This window comes from Natrinema sp. SYSU A 869 (genome assembly GCF_019879105.1).
GTDB lineage: Archaea > Halobacteriota > Halobacteria > Halobacteriales > Natrialbaceae > Natrinema.
On the sequence record NZ_CP082247.1, the window covers coordinates 393,213 to 412,506 of the forward strand.

General features: G+C 55.8%; 11 protein-coding genes. 7 read left to right on the forward strand and 4 right to left on the reverse strand.

Annotated features, from left to right (window positions below):
- Positions 1–47: 47 nt before the first annotated feature.
- From K6I40_RS01785 to K6I40_RS01800, 4 genes are all read right to left on the reverse strand, one after another.
- Complete coding sequence (locus K6I40_RS01785; protein WP_222913469.1) at positions 48–530, reverse strand: hypothetical protein; 483 nt, start codon at positions 528–530, stop codon at positions 48–50.
- Positions 531–532: 2 nt separating this feature from the next.
- Positions 533–2,563 (reverse strand): AAA family ATPase, encoded by a 2,031-nt coding sequence (locus K6I40_RS01790; RefSeq protein ID WP_222913471.1) that lies wholly within the window; start codon positions 2,561–2,563, stop codon positions 533–535.
- Positions 2,563–2,718: a hypothetical protein gene (locus K6I40_RS01795; protein WP_222913473.1), complete on the reverse strand. Its 156-nt coding sequence runs from the start codon at positions 2,716–2,718 to the stop codon at positions 2,563–2,565. The genes K6I40_RS01790 and K6I40_RS01795 overlap by 1 nt, the downstream gene beginning before the upstream one ends.
- 94 nt (positions 2,719–2,812) lie before the next feature.
- A complete protein-coding gene (locus tag K6I40_RS01800; protein ID WP_222913475.1) occupies positions 2,813–4,222 on the reverse strand; it encodes a DEAD/DEAH box helicase family protein in 1,410 nt (469 codons plus the stop codon).
- A gap of 416 nt (positions 4,223–4,638) precedes the next feature.
- Here K6I40_RS01800 and K6I40_RS01805 point away from each other — a divergent pair, with 416 nt between their 5' ends.
- The 7 genes from K6I40_RS01805 to K6I40_RS01835 all read left to right on the forward strand — a co-directional run bounded on the left by K6I40_RS01805 (position 4,639) and on the right by K6I40_RS01835 (position 19,292).
- Positions 4,639–5,592 carry a hypothetical protein gene (locus K6I40_RS01805; protein ID WP_222913477.1) on the forward strand — a complete coding sequence of 318 codons (954 nt, stop codon included), beginning with the start codon at positions 4,639–4,641 and terminating at the stop codon, positions 5,590–5,592.
- Positions 5,593–6,827: 1,235 nt separating this feature from the next.
- Positions 6,828–7,388 (forward strand): hypothetical protein, encoded by a 561-nt coding sequence (locus K6I40_RS01810; RefSeq protein WP_222913478.1) that lies wholly within the window; start codon positions 6,828–6,830, stop codon positions 7,386–7,388.
- Between the two features lie 235 nt (positions 7,389–7,623).
- On the forward strand, positions 7,624–9,711 hold the full coding sequence (locus K6I40_RS01815; protein WP_222913480.1) for a hypothetical protein: 2,088 nt from the start codon (positions 7,624–7,626) through the stop codon (positions 9,709–9,711).
- Positions 9,708–10,844, forward strand: a complete 1,137-nt coding sequence (locus K6I40_RS01820; RefSeq protein WP_222913482.1) for a hypothetical protein — start codon at positions 9,708–9,710, stop codon at positions 10,842–10,844. Before K6I40_RS01815 ends, K6I40_RS01820 begins: the two co-directional genes overlap by 4 nt.
- A 104-nt stretch (positions 10,845–10,948) precedes the next feature.
- The gene (locus K6I40_RS01825) at positions 10,949–12,952 is read left to right on the forward strand and encodes a tRNA-guanine transglycosylase (RefSeq protein ID WP_222913484.1); all 2,004 of its coding nucleotides are present in this window, start codon (positions 10,949–10,951) and stop codon (positions 12,950–12,952) included.
- A 710-nt stretch (positions 12,953–13,662) separates the two neighbouring features.
- A complete protein-coding gene (locus tag K6I40_RS01830) occupies positions 13,663–18,378 on the forward strand; it encodes a DEAD/DEAH box helicase (RefSeq protein WP_222913486.1) in 4,716 nt (1,571 codons plus the stop codon).
- The gene (locus K6I40_RS01835; RefSeq protein WP_222913488.1) at positions 18,375–19,292 is read left to right on the forward strand and encodes a hypothetical protein; all 918 of its coding nucleotides are present in this window, start codon (positions 18,375–18,377) and stop codon (positions 19,290–19,292) included. The genes K6I40_RS01830 and K6I40_RS01835 overlap by 4 nt, the downstream gene beginning before the upstream one ends.
- Positions 19,293–19,294: the final 2 nt, after the last annotated feature.

The following is a 19,294-nucleotide window of genomic DNA, read 5'->3' on the forward strand; positions in this document are numbered from 1 at the left end:
GGCGATGAGCCGTCATGTGAGTGTGGTCGTTCCATCCTGCCCATTACTTATCGTCCCATCATTTCGTCGTCGAAGCTCTCGACGATCGCGCCCAGTTCTCCCTCGATAACGTCATCATCTTCTTCTTCTTTCCGAGACTCGATGTAGTTCACAATGGCGTCGGTCGGGTCACCCGCGTTCTGACCGAATTTCTCCTCGGCGAATTCGAGCCCACCGGCAGCGTACTGTGCGATAACGCGTTTATGCTCCTCTTTGTCGACGAGAGCCTCCGGTTTACCGGTGTCTTGAAACGCGAGACAGGCCGCGACCGTGTGAAAGAGGTCCCGCGAGTGGACGTTCTGGAGGCCTGCCTCGCCATCCGTCTCAGCATCCGAATCGCCCTTGAAGTCCTCTCGTCTCACTTCGCCTTCCCGGTAGCCGACAACGGCAAGGAACAGCAGTACCTCGTAGTAGTAGTCGAAGACTTCGTATTCGTCGACAAGCTGGTTGTACAGTTCACCCTGTTCGTACTCGATGAGTAGTTTTCCCATGATCAATTACCTGCCGTTGCGGTCTGTTCGGCCTTGATTTGCGTCTGCGGGGAACGATCTTCTCCATCACCCTCGTCGAAGTCAAGCCAGTACTGTTTCCCGGCAATGTCTCTCATCTCCTCTTCGACAGGTCCCTCCCACTGAGAGTCGGTTGCGAAGACCATAACCTGGGTCGCCAGTTCTGGAAGGATTCGGCTTACTTCGCGTCGGTGGTCCTTGTCGAGCGCACCGAACGGCGAGTCCATAACGAGCGGATAGATGCCGCCGGTGAAATACTCCGTATTGGAATCATCCTCGTAGCGCCGCCTAGCGATTTTGACGAGGCTCCCGACGAATGCGAGGCTGGCGATCTGCCGCTCGCCGGTTGACTTATCGACTTCGACGCGATCGTTGCGGACGGACTGCCAAATTTTGAGTTCGAAGTCGTCCGTAATTTCCGCCTCGAGATCCTTACTCGCTATCGCACCGAAGGTCTGATTCACCTCCTGATTCGACCAACTCCGAACTCGGTCCTTGAGCGTCTCGAATGTGCTGGTAAGCTCTGTCTGGACCTGTTCGGCCGCTTGCTGGCGTCGCTGTGCGAGACGTGTCTCTTCGCGCTCGTCGCGCTGGTCGGAGATATCGTCTTCCAACTGCTCGATTTCCTCCTCGCGGGTCGAAATTTTTTCATCAATTCCGCCCTTGTCAGCGATCAGCTGATCTTTCTCTTCTTCTTTTCGCTCGCGCTCGGTCTCAAGATCACTGATCGACTCCCCATCGGGAGTGGTCCCCTCAAGGTCCTGGAGTTCCGTGCTGATCTCGTCGATTAACTCGACTAATTCGTCGATTTCCTCGTGTTTTCCCTGTCGTCGTTCGATTAGCGCATCGACCTCGTCGAAGAAGGCAGCGTGTCCGTCAGAAAACTGTCGGAGATGACCGACGATACGCATAGCACCCTGTTCGACTCCGTCCGATGCGACCTCGCCGCGGAGCGAGGACACTTGACTGTATGGCGCCGTCTCCGGCTCCAGATCGCGACCACAGATACACTGTTCAGCCTCGAGCAGCGAGTCGAGGAAGTCGTCGCTCAGTTCCGACGGGATGACCCCATCTTCTCTGAGTTGGTCAATCTCGTCGGCCGTGTCCCGTATCAACGGCATCGCGAGCGGGATGAATCCGTGTTCCGTAACGGTATCCTTTATCTGACTGTTGATCTCCTCGACATCTGCTTCGAGTTTTTCCTTCTGCTCGCGGTACTCGCTCCGTTTCTCCTGAAGTTGAGCGCTCTCGTCGAGCCGCGAGAGCTTCTGCTTGATGTCGGAGATTTCTGTTCGAATGCGATCGATCGCACGATCTTTGTCCTCTTTCTTCCGTTCGAGCTGTTCAATGTCCGATTTAATTGATTGCTTCTCGTCGATCAGCTCTCGGAGTTCCTCACTAGCACTCTCTTGGACCTGCGACTCGAACCGACCGGCGACCGTCTCTAGGTGTCGCGTCGCCCGTTCAAGGATGGTCAGTCCCATAATGTTCTGAATCGCCTCCTGAATTCGGTCTTGATTATCGATGCCGGCCAACTCGTCGATGTCCTCTCCGTCGAAGAAGAACAGCTCGCTTAGCCGTTCCGGAATAATCTGACTGAGGACGTTCCCCGGATTATTCAGTTTCGTCGGTCCGCTGCCGTCATCGTATCCGACAGCGAGGGTCACGTCTTCTAGCGTCCCATCGAAATCCGTCGACGACTGCTTCTCGTAGACGGCCGTCCGAGTCGCCGTGTATTCTGCCCCATCATGGGTGAACTCTAACGTGACCGAGACGGTCACCTCGTCGCCTGCATTTGCGCCGGCCATCGCACCCTCGCTCGCTAACCGGTCGGGCCGCGTATCGAAGTCGACGTCCTCGTACAGGAGCCAGGTGAACGCGTTCAGCAGAGTGGTCTTACCGGATCCGTTCGATCCGTGGATCACAGTCACATTGTTCGTCTCGCCGCGCGCGAATTCAATCACTTCGTCGCGGAATTGTCTGAAGTTCTGGAGTGAGAGTTGGCGAAGTTTCATCAGTTAATTTCTTCTTCGATAATCGTCTCGATGTCGTCGTTGATGCCCATTGGATTGTCGAGGTTGAGTTTCTCCTTCTCGGCAGCCAGTACCCGTTCACGGATTCGCTTTCGCGTTCCGTCTGGGATAGATATTTCGTCTCCGCTGTCAGTCATCACTCCTACCAGAGTCTGACATCACTTATATCTTATAACGAACGAACGCCTTGCTGTCGGGTGATGAAATAGTCTCCGTGAATGACGACTGACTCTATGCCCCAAGGAGGTCGTACTGGCGTTTGAGCCGCTGTAGTGATCCGTCGGTTGTCAGAACCCCGTCGATGTCGGCATCGGGGTGATTGCGAGCGGCGTCCGCGAACGTCGAGACGCGCTCGAGTTCGCTCTCGAGCAATCGACGCTCTGCCTCGTATTCGTTACCCGAGAGAAACGCTGGCCGGCCGTTGACACTCGGTACGGTGATAAAATCGTGAATGACAGCGAACTCCTTGCCCGGATGTGTGCGGAGAATCCGGCCACGGCGCTGGACGTACTGACGCGGATTACTCGTACTCGCTAAAATGTACGCGCTTCTCGTTGCTGGCACGTCGACACCTTCGTCGAGACAACGAATCGAGGTGAGGACGTCGATTTCACCGGCATCAAATCGCTCGAGTAGCCGCTCCCGTTCGGGCTGTGATTCTCGTGCTGTGAATCGCTCGACGGTGAGACCAGGCATTGTCCGAAGTCGGTCGGTTGTCGCGTCGACGTGTCGTTCGCCGGTACCCGATTCGACACCGGTTGAGCCATCGCTACAGTAGACGAGTGTGTGGCTCACCCCCGACTCCTGCTCGAGTAGGTCGACGAGGATATCGAGTTTTCGCCGCGCCGTCCCGATCAATCGCGCACGTTTAAACAATGTTTGTTGGAGCGCTGGATTGTCTTCGAGCGCAACGTCGTCGGAGCTGGACGCCGATAGGCGGCCGACCTTCGCCGTCAGTCGTCGGTATTCTTCAATCTCCTCTGCAGTGAGTTCGACGATGTGCGGAACGTAGTAGTATTCACATAACGCGGCGGCGTCGATTGCCTGCGAAAGTCCATACTCGAACACCGTCTCGCCGAAATACTGTCTGAGGGCGAGTGTCCCCGATTCATCGTACCACCGTTCTGGTGTTGCCGACAGCCCTAGTCGAAAGTTGAACGCTTGAGAGAGTCCCTTGCGCATTTGTTCGGCGCCAAGGTGGTGGACTTCGTCGCCGATGATCATCATCGGTCCAGTAGCTCGCTGAAGCGTTCGTTGTGCCGGATCCATCGAGAGCGTTCGGTGCGTGGTAACGACGACACACAGCGACCGGGAGCCGTGATTGAACTCGAGGAGCTCGCGCTCGAGACGGGGCTGCCAGTCTGCACGCGACTGGTAGGCCAGTACTGGACTGACGCCGAATGCCTCCAGCTCTTCTGTCCACTGATCGACGAGGTGCTGGTATGGGACCGCGATGACCAGAAAGAGTCCCTTATCCAGCGAATTAACGACCTGGGTGGCCGAGAGAAGCGCGGTAATCGTTTTTCCGGTCCCGGTTGCCATGTTGAGGATTCCCTGGCCGTCAGCATCGACCCACCGCTGGATGGCTGTCCGCTGATACGCTCGCGGTTCGACCCAGTCCGGTGGCTCGAGTGCTGTCATCGTTGCTCTCGAGTACCTGTGGAATTCTTTTGGTTCATGCTATCCCGTGTTTCAACTCCGCTGCTGTCTCTTCCTTCGACCTGTCTGACGGTACGGTATCAGCCACGTGGACCCGTTCATTGATACTAACGAGATGTTTCGCCCGGTAATACTTACCCTTCTCGTCGGAAGGTCACGCACGACGAAATTACGAGAAGATGCGATAAACGGAATCGTCATCAGGGCGCTTCCGATTGGAGATTGTTTAAATGGTCTATCAGACTAAGGAAAAATTTTCTCATATAACAAGACGGGGCTGCTGTCGCTAAACCCCTATCTCACTGTGCATATATCAATTGAACACACAATATGCAACGATCAAAATTTAATTGTATCGGTGGATAACCAGGTATACACTATTAGTTGGTCAACTCAAAATGACAGAGAAAATTTTAAAGGAAATTGATGGCATCATCAATGAGGAACTTCCTGAAGACCCGTCCGAAGTTACGGAGGAACTCAACGCTGGACAAAAACAGGAACTATTACAAATTTTACAGCATTCGGCTGATGAGCTTGGCAAATCACCGACTATTAGCGAATATAACTCACTGGGTCTGAAAACCTCCGCCTCTACAATCCGTCGTGCGTTTGGGACATGGAATGAAGCAAAGAGAGAAGCTGGTCTCGAAACGTGGCAACGAGGAACTGTGGTTTCCATTGACGAGAGCTATTTCCAGCAAATTGATTCTGTAGAAAAATCTTACTGGCTTGGCGCTCTTTTTGCCCGATCTTCTTTGCAGAAAAATGGCCAGACAGACAATAAAGCTCTCAATGTGGGACGAGCAGAGTCAAAAGATTACTTCGTGAGAGAGTTCGCTACTGCTATAGAGAGTGAATATCAGATCAATAAGCATTCGAAAGAGGACGCACCGAATCAACAGGACACAGTGCAACTCCACATCTCTAATCCCAATTTTGTGGAAAATCTCATTTCCGCTGGTTACCCTCTCTCGGACGACGATATTGCTGGTTTTCCCTCTTTCAAGAAATCGGAATACCGTTCTGCGTTCGTCCGTGGCTATCTCGAGTCAGCAGGATACTTCTCGACACAGGGATGGAATATATCTATAGACAGCATAGAACGAGCCGAAACATTACAAGAATGGTTCAAGGAAGCCGGGGCTAAACGTCCAACTCTTTCGAAAAAGGGCACTGATGCAGCGAAAGTTAGAGTTGCAAATGTGTTCGATATTAGGTCAATTTTCGATATGTATTGGCCTGACCAGATGGAGACGGAGCCAAGTTGGAAACCCTACCCGGAAAAAGTGATGAGCCATTTGAAGACCGAGTATCCGTACCCAGAGAACGTCCCGTACCTCCCCGAGTAGCGATATTCCAATACCAGCGGTGAGTAAGGACCACTACAAGCACCTATCTATACTACGCTAGTCTGCTGATATCGACGTGGAAACCAAGTAACCCCGAAAAACTATGTAGATTGTCCGGTAATTCGTGTCAAATGAGCATTGAAACGGACTATCCTGTTACACTACTACTTGAGGGCCCACTGTTTAGGGACGAACTCGAAACGCAGCCACAACACTTCATGTGCGACCATGAAATCGAGAGCCTGCGACTCATCCCTTCAAAGTCAGCTGCGACAGGGGGTCATACGATCTATTTTAGTCCAGAACACCGCCATTGGGCTCGTGAGACTCGCGACTCGCTACCGGGTCCTGTTTGAGAGTTAACTCTAGCGGGGCATGTCCGGCAATATCAGTTGCTCCAACAGGAGTTCACACCTTCCGATCTCGAATTCTTATCGGATATTCTCCTGCAGCCACCGACGAAGTATAGTCCGACCGTCTACGATATGTTATGGCTCGTTGGGCACTGTCTAGATAAGAGAAACCGCAATACGGGAAGGTAATGAAGTGACGGCATCGGCTGTAAAACTGCCATATTGGATCTGACAGAGACGGACTCTGTTCCACGAGCAGCGACAATTCGGCTGCTTCAGCAAATTTCTCATAAGCAGTGACAATCTCAGATCTCACCCGTAATGCTGTAGCAGCTCTGAAACCCTTCTATACGTCGGAATTGAGTAACTAGACAGTGCCGCTCGTTGCAACGTATGATGAGTATCTCGCTCTTGTTGGCGCGATGATCAACCGAGAGACGTTCATCCCGCAAGAACTCCCTCAATCAACGGTTAAAACGACTGTCTAGGAGTCGGTCCACCTCTCTGAGAGGAGCCGAAACGAACTCTGGGAGGCAGTCCGTGACGTTCTCATCGCGATGGACGACACTCATGGACGCGCAAGCGGTCATATCTGGTCCTCAAGTCGGTTTGAGTAGTAGAGTCAATTGCTGGTCAGTGGACTCCAAGCCCAGTGATTCTTCGCCCGAAATACGTCAAACATCAAAAATGATTGGGTTACTGACATAAGCAGCGATCCCAGCTCCTATCGCCTAATGAAAACTCGAAATCAACAAATGATGATCTAGCCACTGCTATACTCACTCATTTCAACTGTGCTACGGTTCCACTCTGTTCGCAGTGATGACGGCCGAAATTTGGTTGATCGATGAATTAATATCCTCTATTCGATGTTGGTTGGGTATGGAAGACAACGATGCAGAACTTGACAAACTCATCGACGAGATAGACGAGACGATAGCAGGGAATAGTTCGAGCTCAGAAGATGCCACCGCACAGACAGAATATGACGAAAACTGGATTGAGACAGGGGATATTGTTGGGGAGTCAGACACGGTACGAGCCGAGTTACTCGCATACGATGGGACATTCGATGTTTCAGAGGTTGGGGGGAACATGAATTCGAAACGACGAACCGTCGTTTATCTAGCAATCGAGAACAAGACCGACGAACAACTGCGAATCTACGATGATGAGTTCGCGCTAATTGGCCAAGACGACTTCGTATACGAGTACGCTGAGAGCCCTAGACGAGAACTCCCATCGGGAATTCTCCCACCCCACTACAAGTTTAGTAACGGATGGACGGATATTCCGTCGGGCAGTAAAGTTAGATATTTGATCCTCTCGGAACCGCTTCCCGACGAAACGGAGATTCGGTCCATCAACTACGACAACAATCACGAATTTACACTTTCGATTCCCGCGGATGCACCCCGTGTTATCGGCGATCCGCCAATGTAACTGAGCGAAACTTCAATTTATATATCATCGACTTACTGGTTGAGTGCGATGATTGCATTGACGCAGTTCGATTACAGTGGCGGTGCGTCACTCGCACGCGCTATAATGTTGTCACTCTCCTGGGGGTTGTCACTGTCTCAATCAGTGGCACAAACCTATATGTGGTATCACTGGCAACAACAGCGCAACAACCTGTGTGGGAAATCATCACGCCGCACGTTCATTTTTAGAGGCTATGGCGAACGATCACACTAGTCCATTCGAGAAACAGATGGACAGCGGAGCAGCGTTCAAGTCGGATTTGCTCAGTGGGCTTGACAAATCGGAGTGGCCGGGCCGTATTGACTACGTTGCAGGCCGTCTCACCACTGGCGAGTACGCCATTGGACTGGGATCGTCGAGCACGAAATATCTGACCGATGGTTACGATCTAGAACAGGCGGCCCGGGACTACTACCTCAGGGGAATTGCAGCTCTGACTGGCGATAGGGCACGACAGTCGGCGTTGCCCGACGATTTCCGGTTAGGGAACCTCCTCGTCGAGTTTGTCGGTCTTCGAGACGGTCTCAAAGACGTTGATCGCCGAGATGTGCCACCTGGCGAAATCCTTTCACGGATCATTACACGTACCATCCAGCGACAGGCCACCGAACAGAACGCAGAACTCGCTCAGCAGTTGCGCGCAGATACGGAGACACCCCGTGAACTGGTAGCCGAACTTACAACAGTTCCAGAACTCGCGCGGATGGTCGAATGGGCACTCCCTAAACCAGAGGATCCAGCGACACTCACGACGAAACTCGCGTCGCTGGATCTAACGACCGAACTCTGGGATCACCAACTCGAGAGTCTTGCCCTCTGGTTGCACCATGATATGAACGCGTACGTCGACATGGCGACGGCAACAGGGAAGACGGTGCTCGGTCTGGCCGCTGTTGCGCACGCCGTTGACTCGGGCTCACTCCATCCAGCCGACCAGAAGCGGCTGGACGACATTTTCAATGGTGACCTTCCCGAACCCTACCGTGATCGTCCGAACGATGTACTCATCGTCACCACCGACGACCTGCTCAGCGTGCAGTGGGCGCGACTGTTTCAGGACCACTGTCACACGCCGCCGGCGTTTACGACTGTTGATGAAACTGGAATCCAGCTCCCGTGGGGGCAGATCGATATTCGGTCGGCGAGCAGTCTGGCCGACGTTGACCCGAGCGATTACCGATTAGCAATCTTCGACGAGGTGCACAACTACTCGGGTCGATCCGGCTGGGGCGACCACCTGCTCAAGTTCGTGGAGTCGCCGTGCCCGATTCTCGCACTGACCGGGAGCGTCACCGACCAGCTGGAGTCACTGGTCTCACAATCCGACCGACCGTTCCCGCTCGTCTACCGGTACACGCATGAACTCGCACTCGCCGACGGTGTTATTCCCGACTTCGAGTGGACGCTTTCGTTTACCGATATCACCGACTCCGACGCGCTCACCCAGTTCCGAGAGACGGCGGAGCGTTTCGATCAAGTGGCAGACTACGACGCAGGTAGCTACCGGCTCGAACCGGACGCACTCGCCGATATCGCGCCCGAACTCACGGAAGACGAGGTGTCGACGATGGCCGGCGAATACGTCTCTGGATCAGCACTTGCCAAGGGACTGCGAGAATCCAACGACGATGGCACCGCACCGACGGACTCGCTCGAGTTGTTGGCGGGCGGCATAAGCAACCGGACCATCCACCGGCTTAACCTCAGGGCCGACCTCAAACCCGTTATCGAGACTGCCGAAGAAGCACTTGCAGAGGAACGCCCAGTACTCGTACTCACGCGGTCGTACGGCGAAGCCAAGGAAATCTGGGAAGCACTGTACGATCGGGACGATGACCGCTACGTCCAGAGACTCAAAGCTGGCGGGTCTGCGACAGACCATGATGACACTATTCGTGCATTTGACGAGGTCGACACAGACGAGAAGGTTCTCATTGGTCCTGGCAAGCGCATCGGACAGGGCAACGACATCCAGTCCGTTGAAGTTGGAATCAACATTGCACGTCCCGGTAGCGGCGTCAACGCGTCGCTTGTCCAGCGTCTGGGGCGGCTCCTCCGAGACGCTGGTGGGAAAGACACCGTTGAGTTCTACCACGTGGTTGGCGTTCCGCCGGCCGATGCAACTATCGAGCCCGATGGCGAGTCGTTCGTCCGGACCGTCGCGGAGTTCTTTGGACAGGTACTCGAGCCCGACACTGACGGTATTCTCAAACCGCCATCGATTGGTATCGAGGACGGTATCGAGTCGGATGTCGTCGCGCTCGAACAGCAGGGGGAGTGAGTATCTATGGTGATAACCAGTCCACCGTCATTGAATCAGCTTACGCGGCCGCGATCGACGAGCAAAGTGAGGGTGACAGTCCTGCTGTTGCCACGGACTGGTTCTCCGCAGCCTTCGGCGACGAGGCACAGCCCTCTGTCCGGAACGAAGCGAATACCGGGCGAGTTGGTCGGACCAGCGACGATGGAACCGATGCACCCGTTTCTACGCAGGATCCGAATTCCGAAGTCGACGGCTTCACAAGTGGCGATGGAAACTGTTCGGATGAAGCTGGGGGGTCAACTGACGTGGGCAAAACCGTCGAGGATGGAGATGCTGTCGACGAAAGCGGTGCGGATGGCCAAATCGAAGCGAAAGCGGATGTCGATGACGGTGTATCGCCGATCGCCGAGTACTATGACGCGTTCCGCAGCCTCGGCATTATCCACAAGGCTCTACTCGAGTCTGCTGAATCGGATATCCCGGATTCGGATCCTCTGAGCCGCTGGATCGTGGATGTTCGGTCGATCATTACCGAAACGGGCTACGGCGATCAAGAGATCGGCTACGGGAAGCAGCAAGTAGATCGAAGCGAGATTTCGATTCATAACTATCGGGAGAAGTACGGGACGGGCGACCGCGTGACTGACTTCAATTTCGTCTCCGTCCACCACACTTCTAGTGCGGTTACGGTGCTTCTCAATGACTCGCTTTCGGAGCTCTCGTCGTGGGTCATACCCGTCGCACCCGAAAGCGAGGTTCCGCTGCCGGTACTCGTCGAATCCGAGGCGGAACTCGAACGAGCTCGGGCACTTCTCGATGAATTCCCGACTGAACCACCCGTCCTCGTGGACGAAGCATCTGATACGAACGGCGATGAGGTATCGGGTGAGTTGGCGACAGCGGATCAGGTCGGAACGGCGATAGAAGATGACTCCGGGTCGACCTCTCCACAATCAGAATCAGAAGAGTCCTCCTCAACGCCGGTTGAAGATGTCCGTGGTGTGTCTGATTCAGTCGCGGAGGCATTGCGCAACGCAGGCTATGAACGTCTGGTTGATCTTCAGACTGCTACGGATGAGGAGCTCGAAGCGGTAGAGGACGTCTCAGCGCAACGCGTCCAGCTTATCAGAGCAACGGTCGGGAGCCGATAGGCAATCGGGACTGGTGATTACTGAGAAATATGATACAAATCTTGGAGGGATTGTTCGAGAGACGAAGAACCTATCAAGGACTGTCGAGTACCGAGGTGTGATTAATGGCAGATTTTCGGGTAACGTCGGTCGGTGACGACGGGTACGGCCGTTTGGGCGAACTCGACATCCCACATGGGCCGGTCGAGACGCCAGTGCTCTTCCCGGTAATCAATCTCATTGGTGGAACCACGACTGAATCGGGCGGTGTCTGGAGACGGATGCGAGACAATCTCATCTCGCGTGATCATCTTCAGGGGATCATGTTTCAGGCGATGAGTTTCACGGACTACGGGGTCTCTCCGGGGAATCTAAACGAATTCTGGCGAGCCGAGACGTTCCACGAACGATTCGACAACCTCGATGCCCCCGTATTCATCGACTCCGGCGGATTCAAACTGATGAATTCTAACACCTTCGGTAAGGCTCCAACCGAAGGCGGCGCCGAGAACGACTGGGGACTGTATACGAATCCTGCGAGCATCCTCGGACTACAACTGGATTTCGGCAGCGACATTATCGCCACGCTCGATTATCCGATTCCGCCGAAGCTCAACGAAGAGGAGAAATTCGAGCGGATGGAACGCAGTATTGAAAGCGCCGTGGACTGCCTACGGATCGTCGAAGATCCGTCGCTGCTAACGGATGGCCAGAACGACAACAAGCGAGCCAGACAGCACCTCGAGCGGCGGAAGGCCGAAGGGGACGAGCCCGGCGTCTTCATCGCACTCCACGGCCACGACTACGAGACGATAAACTGGTACGTCGGGAACTTCCTTGAGCAGGTTGACGACGCCGGCCTCGAGCACGCGTTCGAGGGGTTCGCGATCGGGTCACTCGTGCCCTTACGGAGCAGTATCGACGTTCTGGTCGATATCGTTCAGGGGGCGAAAGATGCCATCCCAACATCGCGCGCAGACGAGGTGGGGGTTCACGTCTTCGGTGTCGGGGGAAAACAGGTATCGCTGCTCGCGCTTCTCGGCGTCGACTCCTTCGACTGTTCCAGTCACATGCAGACTGCCCAGTATCGAAAGTACCTTCTCCCCGACAAGTGGGAAACCATCGAACTCGATGATTTAGAGTCTCATCTCGGCGATGACGGCGAGTTCCCCTGCGAAATGAGCAACTGTACGCTCTGTGGTCCCGACAGTGAGGTCGAGAGCTACGAGGAGATGATGCAAATCCTCAACAGTGATATGTCCTATGACGAGCGAGAGCGCCGGAAGGACAACGATCAATACATCAAAAGTGACTACTACGGCCATCTCGCGCGACACAATTTCGAAGTCTACAACGAGGAGCTCTCGCGAGTCCGCGACCAGATCAGGCAGGGAACACTTCTGGATTACGTCATCGAGTTCGCCAGACAGGCCGACGATATCAAGAAGGGGCTCAAGCAGGCCCAGCTTCGTAACCAGGGACTCCAACGCGATATCGAGGAGCGTGGAGCGTACGACTTGATTGCAGGGATCGATATCACGAGCGATCAGTCGAAACTTTCCAAGTTCGGTGCTGGCGTCGACGAGACGACAGAGAACCGTACGATTTCGCTACAGCACACTCCCAACGACTTCGATGTGCTTGCGCGAGACTACGAACCTCCAGCTGACAGAAACGTTCTCCTCGTCGTTCCATGTAGTCAACAGAAACCGTACTCGGAGTCACGAACGCATTCTGTGTTAATGGACAAAATTGGTGACCGCCGCGACGACATCCACAAGGTCACTCTCTCGGGAATGTACGGCCCGGTCCCAGAGGAATGTGAATCTGAACAGCCAGTTCTCGAGTACGAGTACGTTCTTGCCAAGGAGGATCACGCACAAATCGAACTCGTGACCGATCGTCTCGTCGCATATCTCGAGCGGCACAGCGATCAGTTCGACCATGTTGTCGGCTACGTGACGAGCAAGACCTACCGGCAAGTCATCGAGGACGCCTTCGATCAGTACGGCCGTGGGACCGTCCTTCCCCGCGATCCGAAGGCAATGCAACTCACTGAATTCTTCCGCTCAAGTAACACGCAAGAACTTGTCGAGTATCTAGATCGGGAGGCGGCAGATTTCGTATAGGTCCGCTTGACAGTCAAGGCCGGTGTGCTAGTCGGTTGCATATTTAAATAGTTGTGGCACACCAGAATACTGACTGTCACATACCAGACGGTGCGACCACACGATGAGTATCGATGAATTCCCAACCGGCGGTGGCTCGATAAGTTCCCCGAGCGAGAGCGGCTCGTTACAACTGGAGCGCACCGTCGTCGTGTTGACGGTTTGCCTGCAACGGCGCGATTTCGGTATACACTCGTGTGCCATGTTCAGATCGACACCGCCGAGAAATTTCAAAGCGGTGAGCGGGACATGAGGGCCGGTAATCAGGGGCATGGAAATGCTCTCGCTGACTTCCTGCTTGACCTCAATCGGTTCAACGTCGGCGCCAGCAGTATAGACAGTAGGTGGTCATCGTTGCGTCGAAGGCCCTGTTTGAGTTGGGCCAACTGACACCGGCGAAAACGCCAAACAGAAATTCTGGAAACTGCTCTACCACGAACCTAATTGCGACGAGACACCGGCTGCGACCGCAACGCTCGATGGGATGGATGTCTCGACACTCGATAGTCGGTTGGTCGACCTTTCGATACATACTGGCGTCGCTAGCCGGGAGAATTAACTATCCGCAATTGTGATACATCAGTAATCAATTCAACACGATGAACGCACCAAGAGACAGGCTCGATACCGCCGTTGACAGAGCCGCAGAAGTGACGTGGTGGAACCGCCAGATGACGAAACTGACGGATGTCGATGGCGTCGATAATGCTCAGCAGTTCGTCGAAGACGATATTATCGAACGTAAGGGCCCGTACGTGGAGTTTGTCGACGCTCCGGAATTTCACGACCAGACTGCAGCCGACTTCCTCTCGGGACTCGATTATCACGATCACATCATCGACGCTATTACTGCCGAACTGTTCGGTGGTGACTCATCAGGTTCGCTCTACCAGCACCAGGCCGAGACAATATCGGCTATCGAATCAAATAACGAAGATAACATTCTGTCTGTTCCGACGGCGACAGGAAAGACCGAGGCGTTCTTTCTACCGATCCTCGACCACTGCCTCTCGACGGACGAACAGGGATTGAAGTCGATCGTTCTCTATCCCATGAAGACGCTGGGCGTCGACCAGCTCAATAGGTTCGTCTCGTATCTCGACGAGATCAACCGACGACGTGATCCCGATGATCGGATCACTATCGGCATCTGGGACTCGGATACGCCCTCCCGTGTGGGCACACGGGACCACGAAATCGAAGTCGGGTCGTACGTCCGTGGACTGGAGTGCCCTCGTGAGGAGGGCGAGAAACTCAAGATCCTCGGCGAGATGAGCGTCGGGACGAATAATCACCAGTATCCCTGGCTCCGAGTGACACGCGAAAGTATCCGACGCGGCGTCGATATCTTGCTGACCGGGCCGGAAGCGCTCGACTACATGTTCGTTAGCGACAACGAGGAGACGCGGTCGATTCTCGGCGATCAACCGGGAGATGTACCGCTCAAACACGTCGTCTTCGACGAGGCCCACGTCTGGAGCGGCATCCAGGGTGCGGCTATCTCGCTGCTCTCTCGCCGACTCAAATCCTACTATGTGGAGCGTGATCCCCAGATCACGATGGTCTCGGCGACGGTCGATAACCCCACGGAACTGGCTTCCGACCTGACCGGCTCCGACGAAGAGACGATTAATACGGTCGAATTCAGTGCACGCGACTTCGACGCACGAGGAACAGCTGACTTCGGCCGTCTCCAGCCGTGTGAGGTCGACGAACTCATCTCGGCGCTGGCACTCGTTCACGTCCTCGATGTCGACGAATCGATGCTTGCATCGGAGTTCGACCTCGAGAACGCCCTCGCGACACTCCGTGCGGTAGGGTTGGTAACAGGAACAGACCCGGTCAGGCTCACAGACACGGCCGGTGACTGGGTAACGAGACCGATTGATCACGCTATCGAACGTACTGTCGATAATGACGATGAGACCTACCCCGACGCTGCGACGGTCGTCACTACCGAACGCGGACGCGACCGGATCGTCGATTCGGTGGTAGCTGCCAGCGGGACTCAGTCGGGCTGGTTCGAGTTTGTCATGGCATCGGTCCCGGAAGTTGCACAGTTCGCGGCGTGGTTCGACACGGATACGACCGGTGTGGTCGGTTTCAAGCACTACGATGATCTCGTCGATCAGTTGGCCGATGCCGGCCTCGATGACCCGGCGGGGATCCTTCAGGCAGTTATGGCCTTCGGACGGCTCGCTGGTGTCGTGACGGAAAAATATCACTCCTTCCTGAAGCCGCCACACAAGGTGTTCTGGTGTCGGGACTGCGAGCGTGTCGCACGCGATAGTCGGTGTCCCGACTGCAGGGCGGACCTGCCGGAGATGCAGTTCTGTCGTCGTTGTCACCAGCCGTATGTCGAAATTCCGTCCACCGATCCGTCGGGGGGTGGTGAAGCGTCTGGAAGTGACTCGTTGGGCGATTCATCATTCGTCCCCGTCGGCGCTGACGCAGTCGATACGACCGCGGCCGGCGGCCAGTGTCCAGGCTGTGACGGCTCACCACAGCTCACTGATGTCGGTGTACCGACCGCGTCACTGCTGTCGTACATGCTGACCGAGTTGTGTCGCGTCTCGCCATCGAAGAAGACGCTCGTATTCTCCGATTCCCGAAGTACTGCGGAGTCCGTCGGTGATCGTATCATCGACACGGAATACGGGCTGATGGCCGAAACGCTCTACATCGACGAACTCATCGACCGGGGCGGTCGTGCCGATAACTACGAACTCTTTCGGGCAGTGTCCGACCGCCTCCGCGAGGAGTACTGGGATCCGCTCATTCAGAACGACGTCAATGAAGACGGCACGGCCTACAACTTCCTGCGGACACTGCTCGACGACATTGAGGCCCACGCGATGCTGTCCAACTGTGATCACCTGCTGGACAGCGCGCTCGTGACCGCTGCACCGATTTACGATGCCGACAGTCTCGAGGAACTCCTCGTGGGCCACGCACTGTACTCGCTGTTCGCTGGCTCGTCGAATCCGTCGTTCTCCAAGCAGCGAATGCGGTTCGATGGATTGACTCGCGGGAAGATTCTCGACCGCCTTGACTCGCGGACTGGGTATGACCGATCGCTAATCGATCACCACCTCGATTCAGTCCTGCAGACGTTGCTTGACGTCGGCGTCGTCAGTGAAGTTACGTGGGACGAGGTCAGAGAGACGATTCAGTCCTCCACACAGGGTGAAGCTGCCAAAGATGAGGTCTTCGACTTCATCGAGGCTGCTAGGGAGACGGCGATCGAACACGAACTGATAGCGGACCCGGAAAGCGGCGTCTTCACACGGATCCCGCAGCGCGACGATAGCGATCTCGTCCTACTGCCGCGAGCGGCTTTCTGTGCCGAGTGTTATCGTTCATATCCAGTGATGGCCGACGGCGATGCACTATCGACGTGTCCCCATTGCGAGGCGTCGCTGAAGACCTATCGGCGGTTCAGCGAGACCGACGACGGCTTCGTTGCCAATCCGGGATACGCGGACGCTGCGAGTGAGTGGGAGTACGCTATCGATCACTGGTCTCACGATGTGACGCGACCGATACGTAACGGTGCTATTCCGGAGTACGTCTCTGTCGGGATCCACAAGGGCAACATTCCGCACTCCCTTCGAGGCGCGATCGAGGAAGGGTTCCGGAAGGACGACCCCGACGTCAACATCGTCAGTGCCACGCCGACGATGGAGCTGGGTGTCGACATCGGTACGTTAGACACCGTTGCACAGGTCGGCATCCCACCGACGTTGACAAACTACGTCCAGCGCAGCGGTCGTACTGGTCGTACCCGTGGGAGCTCCTCGCTCGTCGTCACCGCCATCCGCGGGAACCATCCGGTCGACAGCCACTACTATGGCAACCTCGAGACGTTCCTCGGGGAATTTGAGCCGGTTCGCGTCCCGGACCCGTACGACTTCGACGAACTTCTGGCAGGCCACGTCGTGACCGAGACGTTCGCTTACCTCGCTCGGAATCCCCACGAGAGCAACGTCTTCGAGAAGATGTACACTATCGATGAAAACAAGGAGAACCTGGTCAACTTCATCAATTCCGTAACAAATCAGCTTGATATCCTTCGGGAGTTCATGCTCGAAGAGCGCCGGGAGGCCGTCGTAGCTCACGTGGAATCGGTCTTCGGCGACCGCGGTGTCGAGGCCTTCGAGCAGGTATTCGAGGATGACGGGCCGCTGTCGCTGGACAACCGTATGGAGAAGACATTTTCGAAGCTGACGGGCATGTCCGGTGAGGGCGAGACCAACAAGTCGCTGACGGAGCAGAACGGTCGCCTTGACCAGTGGCTTCAGCGACTGGGATATCTCGCCAACTACCGGTCGTTCGGCCAGCAGTTCCCCGTCAAGTTCACCGGAGCCAACGATGGCATCCAGTTCGAGAGTGAGGGCCGGCTCTACGACATGTTCCCGGGAGAGGAGAACGACCTCGGTTCGGTGATGACGCTACACGGCACGGACTACATCGTCGACGATGTCCACGGGACGTCGACACCGCTGACGACCGTCGCTATCTGCGATAACGACGACTGCGAACGACCGTTCCAGAGCTATCGGCCCGCCGTCGAGACGTGTCCGCACTGCGGTTCGGAGGTAGTTGAGACACCGATACACGGCGTCAGCTCCGTCGAGTGTAAGGCCGCTCGCGGCGGCCAGAAGGGGTACACGACTCGCGGGCTCCAGTCGACGTTCATCGAAGAGCCGACCGCCGACACGGCGGTCAAGATGACTGACGACCGGACGATCTTCGACATGGACGCTCGGCTCACGTACGGCCAACTGGAGGTGACTGACTTCGTCTACGCCTTCGAACGGTGGCACACCAGAGGCAGTGAGAAGGACGTCTTGCGGTCCGAAGCGGTCATCGAGCGCGACGAGGCCGGCGGCTCGTCCGGAGGCTCATGGCAGGATCGGATGGAGGACGTCGAGGAGGAACTCTACCGGCCGGTCGGCCAGCAGTACTTCACGCAAGGGCTCGCGATCCGTTTCGACGAAACCGAGGTCCGAGCGCGCTACGAAGAGGCGGTTCACGAGTCCGTTTCGTGGCCCCAGGCGCTGGTCAGTCTCGAGCAGGCCCTCGAAAAGGCAATCGCAATCGTCGCCGAGTGTGACCGTGACGACTTCCGCGTGAAGGCCAGTACAACGGGCGAGGATGTCGTCGTATACATCGTCGACTCGCGACAGGGCGGCAACGGCATCACGTGGCAGGTCATGGACCGGCTGACAGCCGTCGAGCGTCGCGTCCGAGAAGTCGCTGACTGCGACCGCTGTCGCAATTACTGCGACGAGTGTCTCCTCCTCGCACGAACACCGGCGTACTATCTCGACAACGACCTGCTCGACCGCCGGACGCTCGCCGCTGTCGTTGGAGGCACACCGTGATCAGAGACCAACTGCTCGATGGGGTTCGGGATGCGGATATCGTTTATATGTACGATCCAAGGGAGAACTCGCGATGGGGGTTGCTCCGGGGGTTGCCCGCCCTCCATTACCTGGGAATTGACGACTTCACCTATCCCACATCGTGGTGTCAGTTTGGCCGCGGAAGCCGGCACTTCGAACTCGAGTACGACTACCACGTCGTCAGCAATGGCCTCGATATTCCGGACGAAACCCCTGACTTCGGTGTCGTCACCAACGAGTACTACGAGGAGGAGACTCCCTATACGATCAAGTTCCTCATCAACCGGTACACGGCGGGCGGGTCCAAACTGTTCGTCTTGACTGACGATAGGCTGTTCGAGCCACAGGGCGCTCGACGGCCGCTTTATCAGGAGCCGTTCGTCGACATGCTTGGGACCTATACCTCGGTGTACGAGGTATTCGAATCGGCGTATCGGGAAGCCGATTGGGAGCTCCCGCTTTCGGACACGAAGAACCTCTTCGTCCAGGACAACGCGAACCTATATCGTCTCGTTTCGGGCGAATCACTCTCCGGGACGACCGAGTTGTTCGAGGTACTGCCGGAGGCACCATATCTCCCACTGTACGACGCATTGTCGAGCGTCTTCTCCCGACCGAACGAGTATGGAGCAGTCCCGCTGGACGCCGAGAGCGGCTTACCCGAACTGGTTCGCTGGCTTCGACGACGAATCGAGTGGGACCGCGACACCGCTCGCAAGATAGCGACCGCGCTGAATGAGGCGGTCGTCGCCGATGGGAGCACGTTCGACCGTGCGGCTGCTCGTCGGGACCCAACGGTCCGCGACGCGAAACTCGCTGCGAACGACCTCGAGCCGACAGCATCGCCAATCGACCGACGATACGCAGACTGGCTAACGAGATACGATCTATAATC

Excerpts from the sequence above, each read along its gene's own strand:
- K6I40_RS01785 (WP_222913469.1), bottom strand. The coding sequence starts at position 530 with ATGGGAAAACTACTCATCGAGTACGAACAGGGTGAACTGTACAACCAG.
- K6I40_RS01790 (WP_222913471.1), bottom strand. The coding sequence starts at position 2,563 with ATGAAACTTCGCCAACTCTCACTCCAGAACTTCAGACAATTCCGCGAC.
- K6I40_RS01795 (WP_222913473.1), bottom strand. The coding sequence starts at position 2,718 with ATGACTGACAGCGGAGACGAAATATCTATCCCAGACGGAACGCGAAAG.
- K6I40_RS01800 (WP_222913475.1), bottom strand. The coding sequence starts at position 4,222 with ATGACAGCACTCGAGCCACCGGACTGGGTCGAACCGCGAGCGTATCAG.
- K6I40_RS01805 (WP_222913477.1), top strand. The coding sequence starts at position 4,639 with ATGACAGAGAAAATTTTAAAGGAAATTGATGGCATCATCAATGAGGAA.
- K6I40_RS01810 (WP_222913478.1), top strand. The coding sequence starts at position 6,828 with ATGGAAGACAACGATGCAGAACTTGACAAACTCATCGACGAGATAGAC.
- K6I40_RS01815 (WP_222913480.1), top strand. The coding sequence starts at position 7,624 with ATGGCGAACGATCACACTAGTCCATTCGAGAAACAGATGGACAGCGGA.
- K6I40_RS01825 (WP_222913484.1), top strand. The coding sequence starts at position 10,949 with ATGGCAGATTTTCGGGTAACGTCGGTCGGTGACGACGGGTACGGCCGT.
- K6I40_RS01830 (WP_222913486.1), top strand. The coding sequence starts at position 13,663 with ATGACGAAACTGACGGATGTCGATGGCGTCGATAATGCTCAGCAGTTC.